Consider the following 1,250-nt stretch of genomic DNA (forward strand, 5'->3'; position numbering starts at 1 on the left):
CATTGCCCAGATTCAGCAGCCGACCTTCCGACAGCACGATGATCGACTTGCCCGAATCACCGAAGGTCCACTGATCGACCTGCGGCTTGATGTTCAATCGCGTTGCGCCGGAACGCTCCAGCGCCGCCATGTCGATCTCGTTGTCGAAGTGACCGATGTTGCCGAGGATGGCCTGGTCCTTCATCGCCTTCATGTGCTCGAGGGTGATGATGTCCTTGTTGCCGGTCGAGGTGATCACGATGTCGGCGCCTGCGATCGCCTGCTCGACGGTCACCACGTCGTAGCCGTCCATCAGCGCCTGCAGCGCGTTGATCGGATCGATCTCGGTGACCTGCACCCGAGCGCCCTGTCCCGCAAGCGATTCCGCGCAACCCTTGCCGACATCGCCGTAGCCGCAGATCAACACCTTCTTGCCGCCGATGAGCACATCGGTGCCGCGGTTGATGCCGTCGATGAGCGAGTGGCGGGTGCCGTACTTGTTGTCGAACTTCGACTTGGTCACCGAGTCGTTGACGTTGATCGCCGGGAACACCAACTCGCCAGCGGCGGCGAACTGGTACAGGCGAAGCACGCCGGTGGTGGTCTCCTCGGTGACGCCCTTGACGCTCTCGGCGATCGCGCTCCACTTGCCCTTGTCGGTCTCGAACCGCTCGCGCAGCAGGTTCAAGAAGACCGTGTACTCCGCGGAGTGGTCCTCGTCGGCGGGCGGGACGACACCGGCCTTCTCGAACTGCGCGCCGCGCAGCACGAGCATGGTGGCGTCGCCGCCGTCGTCGAGGATCATGTTGGCCGGCTCACCCGGCCAGGTCAGCATCTGCTCGGCCGCCCACCAGTACTCCTCCAGGGTCTCGCCCTTCCAGGCAAAGACCGGGGTGCCCTTGGGCTCCTCGATCGTGCCGTGCGGACCGACGACCACCGCGGCGGCGGCGTGGTCCTGGGTGGAGAAGATGTTGCACGAGGCCCAACGCACCTGCGCGCCCAGCGCGGTCAGGGTCTCGATCAGCACCGCGGTCTGCACCGTCATGTGCAGCGAGCCGGAGATGCGCGCGCCCTTCAGCGGCAGCACGTCGGCGTACTCGCGGCGCAAAGCCATCAGACCGGGCATCTCGTGCTCGGCCAGACGGATCTCCTTGCGGCCGAACTCGGCCAGCGACAGGTCCGCCACCTTGTAGTCGATGCCATTGCGGACATCGGGGGTCATGGACGTGCGTGCGGGAAGTTCTGAGGTCGTCATCTGCCTCTCCATGGTC

At 65.2% G+C, this 1,250-nt stretch carries 1 protein-coding gene; it reads right to left on the reverse strand.

From position 1 onward, the window contains the following. The coding region (gene ahcY / locus NAM01S_RS33620; protein ID WP_067793404.1) for an adenosylhomocysteinase at window positions 1-1,234 on the reverse strand (1,234 nt) is incomplete at its 3' end. Between the last annotated feature and the right edge of the window lie 16 nt (window positions 1,235-1,250).

It is taken from the genome of Nocardia amikacinitolerans NBRC 108937, from assembly GCF_001612615.1.
In the GTDB taxonomy this organism is placed as follows: Bacteria; Actinomycetota; Actinomycetes; order Mycobacteriales; family Mycobacteriaceae; genus Nocardia; species Nocardia amikacinitolerans.